The sequence below is a fragment of the Sporomusa acidovorans genome, assembly GCF_900101845.1.
GTDB classification, from domain to species: Bacteria; Bacillota; Negativicutes; order Sporomusales; family Sporomusaceae; genus Sporomusa; species Sporomusa acidovorans.
Genome location: NZ_FNAM01000083.1, coordinates 1 through 12,659, shown reverse-complemented (window position 1 = coordinate 12,659; position 12,659 = coordinate 1). Strand labels below are relative to the sequence as shown.

At 41.6% G+C, this 12,659-nt stretch carries 11 protein-coding genes and 3 tRNA genes; 1 reads left to right on the top strand and 13 read right to left on the bottom strand.

Going from position 1 to position 12,659, the window contains the following annotated elements:
- Positions 1-57: 57 nt before the first annotated feature.
- The 13 genes from BLR65_RS27825 to BLR65_RS27765 form a co-directional block, all read right to left on the bottom strand.
- On the bottom strand, positions 58-792 hold the full coding sequence (locus BLR65_RS27825; protein WP_093797946.1) for an N-acetylmuramoyl-L-alanine amidase family protein: 735 nt from the start codon (positions 790-792) through the stop codon (positions 58-60).
- 155 nt (positions 793-947) lie between these two features.
- The gene (locus BLR65_RS31965) at positions 948-1,115 is read right to left on the bottom strand and encodes an aspartyl-phosphate phosphatase Spo0E family protein (RefSeq protein WP_093797944.1); all 168 of its coding nucleotides are present in this window, start codon (positions 1,113-1,115) and stop codon (positions 948-950) included.
- A gap of 227 nt (positions 1,116-1,342) precedes the next feature.
- Positions 1,343-1,428 (bottom strand) — tRNA-Leu (locus tag BLR65_RS27815).
- A 117-nt stretch (positions 1,429-1,545) separates the two neighbouring features.
- Positions 1,546-1,631 (bottom strand) — tRNA-Leu (locus tag BLR65_RS27810).
- A gap of 232 nt (positions 1,632-1,863) precedes the next feature.
- Complete coding sequence (locus tag BLR65_RS27805; RefSeq protein ID WP_093797942.1) at positions 1,864-3,498, bottom strand: peptide ABC transporter substrate-binding protein; 1,635 nt, start codon at positions 3,496-3,498, stop codon at positions 1,864-1,866.
- A gap of 41 nt (positions 3,499-3,539) precedes the next feature.
- Positions 3,540-4,109 carry a lytic transglycosylase domain-containing protein gene (locus tag BLR65_RS27800; RefSeq protein ID WP_093797948.1) on the bottom strand — a complete coding sequence of 190 codons (570 nt, stop codon included), beginning with the start codon at positions 4,107-4,109 and terminating at the stop codon, positions 3,540-3,542.
- Positions 4,110-4,158: 49 nt separating this feature from the next.
- Positions 4,159-4,758: a dephospho-CoA kinase gene (coaE, locus tag BLR65_RS27795; protein ID WP_093797940.1), complete on the bottom strand. Its 600-nt coding sequence runs from the start codon at positions 4,756-4,758 to the stop codon at positions 4,159-4,161.
- 16 nt (positions 4,759-4,774) lie between these two features.
- Positions 4,775-5,599, bottom strand: coding sequence for a bifunctional DNA-formamidopyrimidine glycosylase/DNA-(apurinic or apyrimidinic site) lyase (mutM, locus tag BLR65_RS27790; RefSeq protein ID WP_093797938.1), 825 nt, complete (start codon positions 5,597-5,599; stop codon positions 4,775-4,777).
- A 14-nt stretch (positions 5,600-5,613) separates the two neighbouring features.
- Entirely contained in the window at positions 5,614-8,256 is a 2,643-nt protein-coding gene (gene polA / locus BLR65_RS27785) for a DNA polymerase I (protein ID WP_093797936.1), read from the bottom strand.
- 216 nt (positions 8,257-8,472) lie between these two features.
- Complete coding sequence (locus BLR65_RS27780; protein WP_176772824.1) at positions 8,473-9,657, bottom strand: L,D-transpeptidase family protein; 1,185 nt, start codon at positions 9,655-9,657, stop codon at positions 8,473-8,475.
- Positions 9,658-9,792: 135 nt separating this feature from the next.
- A complete protein-coding gene (locus tag BLR65_RS27775; protein ID WP_093797932.1) occupies positions 9,793-10,935 on the bottom strand; it encodes a two-component system sensor histidine kinase NtrB in 1,143 nt (380 codons plus the stop codon).
- A 389-nt stretch (positions 10,936-11,324) separates the two neighbouring features.
- Positions 11,325-11,903: a MerR family transcriptional regulator gene (locus tag BLR65_RS27770; RefSeq protein WP_093797930.1), complete on the bottom strand. Its 579-nt coding sequence runs from the start codon at positions 11,901-11,903 to the stop codon at positions 11,325-11,327.
- Between the two features lie 194 nt (positions 11,904-12,097).
- Positions 12,098-12,184: transfer RNA gene (locus BLR65_RS27765), tRNA-Leu, on the bottom strand.
- A 206-nt stretch (positions 12,185-12,390) separates the two neighbouring features.
- Between BLR65_RS27765 and BLR65_RS27760 the strand changes: the two genes are divergently transcribed.
- On the top strand, positions 12,391-12,659 hold a 269-nt coding region (locus tag BLR65_RS27760; protein ID WP_143122678.1), incomplete at its 3' end, for a YgjP-like metallopeptidase domain-containing protein.

The window sequence follows — 12,659 nt, the reverse complement described above, 5'->3', positions numbered from 1 at the left end:
ATAATTAACCAAGGATTGTCAAGAGTGATATTTCAAAATAGTTGTCATCTTAAAACGTTAATAACGTTCAAAATATTGTTTTATGCCATTGTAAATTCCTAGTGCCACTTTTTTGTCAAAATTACGGTTTGTAAGTAATCTTTCTTCTCTGCTCTCGGTGATGAAAGCGACTTCCGTTAATACCGCCGGCATGTTTGTATTTTTAAGGACATAGAAGTCCTCCTGCTGAACACCCCGGTTATATAGATTTAATTGAGTGACTAGATTAGTCTGTACCAACGGAGCAAGACGATTGGTTTCCGTATCATACGCATAAGTTGTCGTACCACCAGCCCCGTCATCTGATGCATTAGCGTGGATACTTACGAACAAATCGGCATTGGCATTATTGGCAATCGCAACGCGCGCCGCTAATTCTTCTTTGTCACTTGCTCCTGCATAGGCAACATCCGTATCAGTCATGCGGGTCATAATCACGGTTGCCCCGCTCCCTGCCAGCAAATTGCGCAATTCTTTGCTAATAGCCAATGTAACATCCTTCTCCCTCACATTACGAGGGCCAATCGCTCCGGTATCACTTCCCCCATGACCAGGATCGATGACCACTATCTTTCCTTGCAGGGAAGATTTTTGCCCCTGATAAAACAAGCGACCGGTTTGTGAATTTTGCCATACAGCAACTAATTGTTGCAGCACATCATCATAAGCAGCCGCCTTAACTGACGAGGGCATGAAACCTAGAACCAAAAATAGTACTGTTAGTAAGAGCAGTATCCCTATTCGCCTTTGCATGTACTCATCCTTGCTATATAAATTGTTGCAACCCGTATCCATTATACTTGATATAGCGAGTTAATAAAAACGAAATATTTTCCGAGTTTTTTTGCCGTCAAATTAATAAAACAAAGCATTCTTCCACTGCTACGCAAAAAGAGCCTTTCGGCTCTTTATATACTCTTACATAATTTCATATACAAACTAATCTGGCTATCTAGCAATTGACTTACTTTAAGTACCTTCGGATGAGACACCCCAAAAACAAGGGCATTATTATGCATTTTTGAACGCAGTTTTTCAATTTTTTTACAAATTGATACCAATTGCCTGTTGTTCACAGATTTCCCCTCCTTGATACATTTTTTTAAACAAATTACCTTTCATTTATAAATTCTACATTTTTTGTAAAAATCCCTTTAAAAACTAACAAGAAATTTTTCTTTTTTAATAATAGTTAAACATTACTTGATTTATACAATAGATCGTCGTTGATTGCGTTGAAATGAAGCTTATATTCTACTAAAATAAAAAAACTAGACAAACTATAGAAGTCATCTAGTTATTCTGGTGCGGTAGAATGGATTTGAACCATCACGAGGTTGCCCTCGCCAGCCCCTCAAGCTGGTGCGTCTGCCGTTCCGCCACTACCGCGTATTCGATTACTCGATATTCGTGTGTTCGAATTCGATGGAATTTGCGATATTGCAAATTCCTTATAACAAATTGTTTTTCGATTAATCGATCCTCGACCTATCGAATCATCGAAAATGGTGCGGCCGAGTGGATTTGAACCACCACGAGGTTGCCCCCACTAGCTCCTGAGGCTAGCGCGTCTGCCGTTCCGCCACGGCCGCATATCAATTATCAACAATCGATATTATATGATAAAATCGATATTTCGTCAAGCAAAAATATTATGGAATCTTGTTTAAATTATTTATCTTTCTTGTCATCGATAACACAATGTGTATCTTATCATAACCATAAGGCAATGTCAATAAACATAAAATGATAATTTAACACCAAGAAACTAAAAGAAATAACTTCAGATGAAGGCACCCCCATCTGAAGTTAAATTTATTATAACTATTTCGCGGCAGTAAAGCCCCATTGCCAGACATTCCAAAAACTACCTGCCGGAGTGGGACCAGGCTGATAGTTAGCTACCGAATCCTTCACAGCATCAATATTGCCTCGAAAGTAAAGCGGAATAACAGGGCAGTCTTCCCTAATCAAATCCTGGATGCGAAAATAAACATCTTTTCTAGCAGTGATATCCACCGTTTGTACTCCAAGCTCGGTTAGTTTGTCTACTTCGGGATTACGCCAGCCAGGATAATTCTGGCCTTCACCCCCATTTGTCCGACCGGGGATATTTCGTGAACTCCAAAGATTGCGATTATCCGGATCTATGCCAGCAACCCAGGCATAAAGCGCAGTCTCAAACCGACGATTTTTTAATACGTCATTGAAAAACAGTTGCGCATCTAAAGGCCTTACTTCAACAGCGATACCCACTTCTTTAAGTTGTTCTGCAATCTTTTGCGCCGTTTGTTCCCGCTGTTTATTTCCCATAGGCACAGCGAGGGTAAATGCCAGCCTTTTCTTATCTTTTACCATAATGCCATCCGGTCCGGGATTCCAACCGGCTTGTGCCAATAACTCACGGGTGGCATTAACATCTCCGGCTGGCGGCTGCTGCATCGGATTATACGCCCAGGACAGCGGCGATTGATCCCCGTAAGCCGGACTGGCAACTCCTTTAAGCACGTTGGAAACAATAGCCTGACGATCAATGGCGGCATCGATAGCCTTTCGCACTCGCGGGTCTTGAAACAGATCATTGTCAAGATTAAAATCCATATGCTCCCAAACCATCGTTGGAGCAATAACAGTCCGCACCCCGTCTATCCCTTTAACTTGTTCCAAATTTGAAAAGGCAATATTGCTGACAACATCCAGTTCGCCAGCTTTCAATTGCGTGAGCAGAAGACCTTGTTCGGGGACAATCTTATAAACAAAACTGTTTAAATAGGGCTTCCCACGGTAATAGTTTTGGTTAGCTTCAAAAACAATACTCTCAGCAACCTGCCAATCCTTGAATTTAAATGGACCCGTTCCAATAGGGGCCCGGTTAAAGGACGCTTTATTAAGATCACTCTCATTTTCCAATAAATGCTTGGGCAAAATTGTATCAAATAAAGTCAAGTAAGGCGCGTAAAAATCCCGAAACTTTATTACAACCGTATATTTGTCGGGAGTCTCTACGGAACCAATACGATCATAACCTTCTCTTGAAACAACATTTACTTTCCGGTTCATAATAAACTGCCAGGTAAATTTAACGTCATCAGCAGTAAATGGCGCACCATCCTGCCAAGTCACCCCTTGGCGCAAATGGTAAGTTACCGTACGACCATCGGGAGAAACCCCCCCATTGGCAGTGGTAGGTACGTCGACTGCCAGATCCGGAACCCACTGACCTTTATCCCCGGTAACAACTAAACCGCTAAATATCAGTTTGCCTACTTCTGCTGTCGCCAAAAGATCTGAAAGCAGGGGATTCAGTGTATTGGGTTCATTCATACTGCCAAATTTAAGCTGACCGCCCTGCTGAATCGTCAATTTTTTTTTATCCGGCGGTACCAGATCTTCTTTTGAGCTACATCCTGCGATAACGACAATGACCAGTGTCAATAAAAGAATCATCAGTTTACGCATTTGTGAAACATTCTCCTCGTTACCCTTGTTCAATTTTTAAACTATCTCCCGTACAATTCATTATACCGCTTCTTACTATGCATTACCTTTTCTACATATTCTCTGGTTTCTTTGAAGGGAATTTGCTCAATATCTTTAAAATCCTTTGTCCAACCATATCGTTCAATCCATTGCCGTACATTGCCGCGGCCGCCATTATAGGCAGCAAGAATCAAAACTTCGTTGCCGGAAAATTCTTTTTTTAAGGAAGCAAGATACCATGTGCCAAATCTTATGTTTATATCAGGATCTGTCAAATCAGCAGTCATATACTCTTTTTCGCCGAGTTGTTCAGCAATCCACCTGCCTGTTTCCGGCATAATCTGCATCAACCCCAATGCTCCTTTGGGCGAACGGGCTTCGGCAATAAATTTACTTTCCGTCCGGATAACCCCTGTCACTAAAAAAGGATCAAGCTCGCGTTCGAGCGCATAGGTATAGACAGCTTCCTGATATAAAAACGGATATATATATTTCTTTTGAAACCAGTCACTTGTGTAAACGGTATACATTCCTAAAGCAGCAAATAACAAACTCACTATCAGGACTTTCAACCAAGCCCAGACACGCAATAAAATCACTCCGTAATAAGAATCACTGTAAAAACTATGTATCCCCCTGTTAAAAAATGCCTTTTATCTCCTGCCAGGCCTTACATACATTTTTTTTAGTGTTTTCGATACCATCATTATTATCAATAACAACATCAGCATACTTCAGCTTATTTTTTAAAGCAAGCTGAGCATTCATTCTAGCTCGGGCAGCCTTCTCGTCGCTCTTGTCTCTTGCCATCAATCTGGCAAGCTGAGTTTGTTCGTTAACATAAACCACCCACACGGCGTCGACCTTAGTATGCCACCCTACTTCAATTAGAAGCGGGGCATCAAGCACAACCACGGCAAAGCCACATTCAGCAGCGGCAGCAATAGCGTCTTTTGCTGCTGCTTCAATGTATGGATGAGTAATTTTTTCTAAGTCAGCACGCGCCTGTCTGTCGGCAAAAACCAATTGCCCCAGGCGTTTGCGATCAATTTTGCCGTCCACATGGGTAATACGCAAGCCAAATCTTTTTATTATTTCCTCCCAAGCTGGCTTTCCCGGTTGAGTAATCTCCCGTGAAAGCTTATCGGCATCTACAATATACGCACCCAGCTCACTAAGCATATGACTGACAGTGCTTTTACCACTAGCAATTCCACCGGTTAATCCAATTAAAAACATGACAACTTCCTTTCAGCTACTTCTGGCAATGAGGGCAGTAGTGCGTACCGCGGCCAGCCACTTGCTTGCGGGCAATGAGGCCGCCGCAACGGCGACACGGCTGATTGGCCCGACCATAAACATTAAGATAGTGCTGATGATTGCCGTTTCGTCCGGAACCATCGCGATAATCCCGGAATGTAGTGCCTCCATGAGCAATACCATCAGCGATCACCTGGTTAACTGCCTGATATAGGTGTTTTACTTCTTGATCATTAAGGCTGCTGGCTATACGCTCAGGATCAATACAGGCAAGCGCTAAGGCTTCATCAACATAAATATTGCCAAGACCGCCAACTATTTTCTGATTAAGCAGCACCGACTTTATTGTAGCCTGTCTTTTTTCCAACCTATCAGAAAAATACCGCAAAGTGAATTCCTCTGACAAAGGTTCCGGTCCCATAGAAGACAAACCGGCTATTCTCCACAGTTCTTCTTCTGTCATTAGATAAAGCGTTCCCAGCGTACGGGTATCAGCATATAACAAAGCATCGCCATTATCAAGATTAAAAACAATATGAGTAAATCTATCCCTTTCATTACCTGGTGTAACATAATAGAGTCGTCCGGTCATCCGTAAATGAACAACCAGCACGAAGTTGTTGCTAAGATAAAAAAGCAAGTATTTGCCGCGGCGCTTTAATTTTATAATCGTTTGATTGGTAAGAACGGCCTGAAATTTAGATGCCAGCGGCCATTTTATAAGGCGGGGCAAGTCAATTTCCACACCTATGATCTTGCGCCCTTCCACTTTATCAACCAATGTCCGGCGAATCGTTTCGACTTCCGGCATTTCCGGCATAGCGCGTCCCCCTCTTATTTTGCTTCGGCCCAATTATGCCCGACTTTAACTTCCGCCAATAATGGCACGGTAAGTTCTACAGCCTGCTCCATTGCTTGTTTTACCAGCTCGGCCACCTGATCAAGCTCTCCTGCCGTCACTTCCAGCACTAATTCATCATGCACTTGTAAAAGCAACCGGCTTTTAAGCCCCTTACTTGTAAGTTCACTATAAACTCTATTCATAGCAATTTTAATAATATCAGCTGCCGCTCCCTGAATCGGCGTATTCATAGCCGTCCGCTCGGCAAATGAACGCTGATTAAAATTACTGCTATTAATATCAGGTAATTGACGGCGACGTCCAAATAAAGTTGTTACATAGCCATCCCGATGAGCACCGGCAACAACATCGTCAATATATCGCCTTACGCCCTGGTATTTGGCAAAATAACTGTCAATATAGTGAGCAGCTTCCTTCCGGCTAACGCCAATATCCCGCGACAGACCATAGTCACTAATGCCATAAACAATTCCAAAATTAACGGCTTTGGCTCTGGAACGCAGTTCCGGAGTAACCGCTGACATGGCTACCCCGAATACCTCTGACGCCGTTCGCGTGTGTATATCCTGATTATGCCGGAACGCCTCCAGCAAACTGGCATCTCCCGCCATATGAGCCAGTATACGCAATTCAATCTGTGAATAATCGGCAGACATCAGATATTGATAGCCTTCACCAGGAACAAATAATTCCCTGATTTTTCTTCCCATTTCCGAACGGACAGGGATATTTTGCAAATTAGGCTCAGAACTGCTTAGCCTGCCGGTAGCAGTAACCATTTGGTTAAAACTAGTATGGATTCGGCCTGTTTGGGGATGAATCAATACTTCCAGCCCGTCGAGATAAGTTGATTTCAGTTTTGTCAGCATCCGGTATTCTAAAAGTTTGTCGATTAGCGGATGCTGTCCTGCCAGTTTTTCCAATACCTCCGCGTCTGTAGAGTAACCTGTTTTTGTTTTTTTAATGATAGGAAGTTTCAATTTTTCGAAAAGAATAACACCCAGTTGTTTTGTAGAATTCACATTAAAATTTTCACCGGCAAGCAAATAAATCTCATGAATAAGCTGGTCTATTTTAGCGGCAATCCGGACTGCCATCTCCTTAAGGCACTTTCTGTCAACCTGAATGCCGGTAACCTCCATAGCCGCTAATGTTTCGACAAGTGGCAGCTCAATTTGCTCAAACAACTTATCCAGACCCGCATCAGCCAATTCTGAAACAATAACGGCCTGCAATTGCCCCACGACCTTACTGGCCCAGCAGGCAAATTCCGGTTTTTCCTTCATATGTTTGTCATCGGTAGGCAAAAGCCTAGTCTCTCCCAGGTACTTTTTCGCCAAAAAATCCAAAGGATATGTTGCCGCCGTTGGTTCAAGCAAGTATGCCGCTATTAGAATATCAAATATGCGAGCTTGTAATACCGCCCCCCGTGTATGGCAAATGTGATACAGTTTCTTAGCATCATACGTAGCTAAACTTATATGCTGATCTGTCAATAAATCAAAGATACCATCCCAGCCTTCAGAATCGGCAGCTATAAAATAGGTTTTGTCGGCACAGGTAATCGCCAGCCCCACTAGTTCTGCTAACGGCGAATGACCACTAGCGAGAGGGTAGCAACTAATTTTCCCCAATCTCTTTGCTTCCTCATAAATAGCGGTTACTTCTGAACGGTTGGCAGGTATAACCGGCGGAAAGCATTCGATAACTGTTATATTTTCACTTCGGGTTTCTTGTTCCCCATTTTCCGGGAAAAGTGCATCCACCCTAGTGATCAGGCTTTTAAACTCAAATTTAACAAACAATTCTCTGACTTTAGACTTCTCCGGCGTAATGCCGTATATTTCCGGCGTAAAATCAATATTCATATCCCGCACAATTGTCGCCAAACTTTTGGATAATATGGCCTGCTCCGTATATTGCCGGATGTTTTCCTGCAGCTTTTTCCCCGAAATTTTATCCGTATTCTCTAAGACATTTTCCAAAGAGCCAAATTCAGCCAATAACTTCAGAGCGGTTTTTTCACCAATGCCTGGAACGCCCGGAATATTATCGGAGGTGTCTCCCATTAACCCTTTCATATCAATCATCTGGACGGGAGTCAAGCCATATTTTTCTTTAAGTGCAGGTACATCAATTACTTCCATTTCGGATATGCCTTTTCTGGTAAGCAGCACTTTGGTCACCGGCCCGATAAGCTGCAACGCGTCGCGATCACCGGTTACAATAAAAACCTCGTACCCTGTTTTAGCAGCCTTTTCTGATAAAGTACCAATAATATCATCGGCTTCATACCCTTGTTCTTCCAGAGTAGTTATGCCAAAAGCCTGCAGCAGTTCACGCACCAAAGGAAATTGTTCAGACAGCTCACCAGGGGTAGCCTGGCGGTTCCCTTTATATTGCTGGTAGGCTTCTGTTCGAAAAGTAATCCGGCTTTTATCAAAAGCCACGGCTACCAAGTCGGGTTTATATTCTGTTAAGAGCTTAACAAGCATAGTAGTAAAGCCATACACTGCGTTTGTATACAATCCATCTGCCGTACGTAGCATAGGCAAAGCGTGAAATGCACGGTGTACTAAGCTACTACCATCAATAATCACAAATTTTTGGGACATAAGCCCACCACCTTATATGCCAGTATTGTCCAATCTATTTGTATTGGCTATTGAGATTAAAATCCCTTCCTTTATTTTTTTTATTATTGTTTAACCTTATGTACTATATAATAGTCAATAAATTTTTCTAACATTACCGCTAGGGAGCACTTTGTCAAATTGTTTACATAAAAAGCGAGATTGTTAAACAATCTCGCTTTTTTCTATAACCTTACTTTATGGATATGTCAGTTCTATTGTTTTAGCCTCTTCATTCCAATACACATAAACACCGAAATATTGATTAATATTCGTAATTTTTATATACGGGACCGAATCTACCAAAGAAACGGGAATGTTAACTTTATTTTCCTTATCCGTTGTTGTTAGGATTTGCTTATCCTGATCCCAGCTAACTTTACGCCCCAAAGCCTTAGCTAGCGGAATTGCGGGCATGGCTAACATTCCTTCTACCTTATTAAGTTCAATGTTGATTGCCTTACCATTTAAAAAGACACCCGTTCTTGCAAAAACCAGCGTGCTTTCTCCGGCATTCCAGCTTGGCTCACAACCAAATAATGCCCGCAGATTATTTACCGTTATATAAACTACATCACTGATTACAATGCCAGGCACCTTGTTGGCAGCATATTGAACGGTTTTGTTTTTTTCATCCCAGTTAATTTGCCGGTTAAATAATTCGGCAGTCGCATAGGCCGGAACATACGGAACATCTTCCAACACCAACCCCCTGACGCTGGTTAGCTTACCACTTACTTTAATTTTGAACTGCTTGGCAATAACAAACTGATCATCGCTAGGGTTGTCAATCATTTTTCGCAACATTTCATCATTAACCAGACCGTTTAAGTGGTATCCATTCAATTTATTGCGAATATCTTGTACGTCAATGCTGCCATACCCGTATATATCCGGATACACGGACAGCACCACTTGCCCCCTGGCATTAGTGCGAACTTTTATACGGTCGTAGGTTATTTTTACCGGTGTCCCGTAATTTACCAAATCAAAAAGTTCTTCCACATCAGCTTCATACATACGGATACAACCGTTGGAAACGGCACTGCCAATTGAATCCGGTGCGTTGGTACCGTGGATTCCATAATTGTTATAAATACCCAGCCAGCGATAACCCAGCGGGTTGTCCGGTCCTGACGGCACCATTCTTCCCGGTTGATCCGGCGGATACCAGTCGGGATTTATTTCTTTAACTAAAACGGAATATTTGCCAAGCGGCGTAGGGGTAGAAGGTTTACCAATGGCTATTGGAAACTCTTTTAATAAGGTATCATCCACAAATAATTCAATTGTTCGACTGGGCAAATTCACGGTAATACTTGGCCCAGCTATTGCTGCCGCTTTAGTGACATAGCCACTAAAACCGGCTAAACATATCAACACATAGAACCATAAAATAAACCGGAGTAACACGTGCATCCCTTCTTCACATTATTTTTGTAACAATAACATAATATGAAGAATAGCAGCCAGGATATTACCCCTTTGCGCAATATTTTCAGTATTTTTCTATGCTCCTTATTGAAGATTAAGTATTTGCTGGTGAACTACCCGTAAATGCCGATGCCGCTCATCAATTATCGGCAGATAAATATGAATACAAGCACCTGAGCCAATGGGATTGTCAGGATTAATATTGATAAAACCGCCGTGTTCACCAATAATTCGATGGGCTATCGGCAGACCCAGCCCCATATGTTCAAGCTTAGTTGTATAAAATGGCTCAAATATCTTGGGGAGAATTTCCGGAGATACGCCTAGGCCGGTATCACTAATAGCGATAACCAGCATACTTAATTCAGAGTTAATCCAAGTTCTTACTGACAGCACGCCTTCTCCCGGCATTGCTTCCATCGCATTTTGCATCACATTAACAATGGCTTGTTTGATTAAATTACTGTCAACACTAAGCACTGGTAAATTAGAAGCCAGTTGTTTATCGATGTCAATTTTTTCCCCGCCAAGCTGTTTAAAAGTTAGCAACAAGGCTTCTTCTATTGTACGGTTTATATCAATATTATTTTCTTTATTGACGGGCGGTTTGGCAAATAAAACAAGTTCCTTTACGACCCGATTGATCGAAGATACTTCATCAAGCAGCATTTCCAGTACATCCTTGCCCACCGTATACCGGTCATCTTCCAAACGACCTAACATTACCTGCAAATAACCACTGATAGTCGTAAGCGGAGTCCTGACGTGATGTGCTACCCCTGCTGCCAGCTCTCCCAGAGACATCAGCATCTGCGTCACTTGTATCTGTTTTATAGCAGCCCGAACTGCCGATAGATCTTGAATTATAACAATCAATCCATTGGCTTGTCCTGCATTGCCCCGAAGCTTAAGCGTATCTATATGGACATAGCTAAACTGGTCCTGTACTTTAAGTTTTAGATTAACGGTATTTAAATCTTCGTATTCTTCAAGATAAAATGCTTGCAAAAATTTATCACCATGCTGCTTAAATACATCATCCACTCTTCTGCCAATCGACCTAGCCCGTTCCACCCCGCAGATTTTCTCAGCTTCGCGATTCAGGTTTTTCACCCTGAGCTCGTTATCCAGAAAAATAATTCCTGTGGAAGTGTCAATGGCATCTTGATAGTCCTCATCTCGATGTAAATACACTATTTTACTGTTAAGCGCCTCAGCTGCAGACATTGTCGATCGCCTCCCTAGTGACCATCTTACATCTTGTGCTGTTAAACATTCTTGTAAAATATTGTAATTCCTGCTAAATTTGAATAATTACTTTTCGTAAAAAACCGACATTTTTTAAATAATACTTGTCGAATTAAACCAAGACACTCAAGAAGCCCTTTCGTTGCCTACTTTTTCCAGAGTTGCCTTTTTCGACATGTTATTTATTTCCAAAATAATATTCACTATAATCTTCAGCCATATTTAGTTATGTATTTTTAACAATTACCATTATTTGTAATTTCATATTTTAAATTTACATTTTTTACCAATATTTATCTAATAAAAAAAGCAGTGGGCTAGGTTAATTCCTATGCGCACTGCTCATTATAATCAAATATTTCACAATATCAGGCAAATAAACGCTGCCAAAATGATTTCGGTTTACTATTTTCTCTTTCTTCCATAACCTGCCGCAGCCGAGTATCTACTAGCTGAAAATGGTCAGTTAATTCCGTTTCTAACCTCTCCTCAAGCTTAGCTACTTCTTGCTTTAGATTGTAAAGTTCCTCCTGTTGTTCATTAACAACGTTTATGGTGGCGGCAATTTGCTGAAGAGCTTGGTTTTGCGATGCAATAACAGCCATTATCGCAGAACCGTCAAGCTGTTCTACTGGCGATAACGCTTGCAATTGGCCATTTTCACCTATTTGCGAATATGTTGCACTACCATCCTGCGATTCATCGATTTCGATAAAGCGGGTAAATCGTTTATTAAGATCATTAACAATATCGTCGGAACTTTTATTTTGGTGCATACCCTTGGCAATAGCTTGGAAAACTTCTACCGCTTCAGGATAAAAACGTTTCTTTTTCCCTTCGCCGGTAGCTGGTAAATACTCAATAAATAAATCACGATAATACCGCAAAGTGCTTTGAGGAATTCCCAACTCCTGTGAGATATCCTTAATACTCAGTAACTCCGTCATAAAACCACCTCTACGATTTTGTTGTTGCGATTATATTCGCTACCACAAGGTGGTTTTCCTGCTATTTTTATGAAATAATGTAAAAAAATTACAATTATTATTTTATGCTATTCTCGCGTTGAATATGAAAATTAAAAAGCCTATATGATATAAAAATCATACAGGCCAGTAGTTTGGCAAGTTCATTAGTCAAGTGGTGCCCGGGAAGGGACTTGAACCCCCACGCCGTTGCCGACTGCGGATTTTGAGTCCGCCGCGTCTGCCAGTTCCGCCACCCGGGCATTTATTTTGTTTATGTCCCGTATCGGACATTTGTTATGATACCATTTAGACATTTTATTGTCAAGTAGGTTTTTCTATATATTTTTTCTTTTTGCAATTAAAGGAGAATATGAGTTGCTGCCCAATATATATCTTGACTAAAAACTTTTTATATAAACAGTCAAAATCTCTTTATATGAGCATGCACCAGGAAGGATTGAAATAAATGCCTACATTTATCATTAACGGTCAAAGCGTTTCGTATACACTACGGTTGGACAAACGCCGGAAAACCATTCAGTTACGGGTACTTCCCTCTGCTACTGTAGAAATTGTCGCCCCAGGCAATTTGACTAAGCCTGAGCTAGAACAAATCTTTACGGCAAAAAGCAAATGGCTGAGCAATCGCCTGAATAAAATAGCTGCTTTGGCGGAGAATCCCATAAATCGGCAATTACTATCCGGATCGCAAATACTCTATCAGGGACAGACCTA

Excerpts from the sequence above, each read along its gene's own strand:
- BLR65_RS27805 (WP_093797942.1), bottom strand. The coding sequence starts at position 3,498 with ATGCGTAAACTGATGATTCTTTTATTGACACTGGTCATTGTCGTTATC.
- coaE (WP_093797940.1), bottom strand. The coding sequence starts at position 4,758 with ATGTTTTTAATTGGATTAACCGGTGGAATTGCTAGTGGTAAAAGCACT.
- BLR65_RS27825 (WP_093797946.1), bottom strand. The coding sequence starts at position 792 with ATGCAAAGGCGAATAGGGATACTGCTCTTACTAACAGTACTATTTTTG.
- BLR65_RS27775 (WP_093797932.1), bottom strand. The coding sequence starts at position 10,935 with ATGTCTGCAGCTGAGGCGCTTAACAGTAAAATAGTGTATTTACATCGA.
- mutM (WP_093797938.1), bottom strand. The coding sequence starts at position 5,599 with ATGCCGGAAATGCCGGAAGTCGAAACGATTCGCCGGACATTGGTTGAT.
- BLR65_RS27770 (WP_093797930.1), bottom strand. The coding sequence starts at position 11,903 with ATGACGGAGTTACTGAGTATTAAGGATATCTCACAGGAGTTGGGAATT.
- polA (WP_093797936.1), bottom strand. The coding sequence starts at position 8,256 with ATGTCCCAAAAATTTGTGATTATTGATGGTAGTAGCTTAGTACACCGT.